The organism is Franconibacter helveticus LMG 23732, assembly GCF_000463115.2.
In the GTDB taxonomy this organism is placed as follows: domain Bacteria; phylum Pseudomonadota; class Gammaproteobacteria; order Enterobacterales; family Enterobacteriaceae; genus Franconibacter; species Franconibacter helveticus.
Genome location: NZ_AWFX01000044.1, coordinates 1 through 233, shown reverse-complemented (window position 1 = coordinate 233; position 233 = coordinate 1). Strand labels below are relative to the sequence as shown.

Genomic DNA, 233 nt, shown 5'->3' with positions numbered 1-233 from the left:
AGCGGCCAAAGGGAGCAGACTGTAAATCTGCCGTCATCGACTTCGAAGGTTCGAATCCTTCCCCCACCACCATCTTCAATCACAGCCATGTGGTGAAGTTAATAAGCAAGCAAGTTGCTTAGTATCCGAATAATATGAATACCCCTGGTGGGGTTCCCGAGCGGCCAAAGGGAGCAGACTGTAAATCTGCCGTCATCGACTTCGAAGGTTCGAATCCTTCCCCCACCACCATC

General features: G+C 51.1%; 1 tRNA gene. It reads left to right on the top strand.

From position 1 onward, the window contains the following. Window positions 1–146: 146 nt before the first annotated feature. Window positions 147–231, top strand: a tRNA-Tyr gene (locus tag DW56_RS12520). The last annotated feature ends 2 nt before the right edge of the window (window positions 232–233 follow it).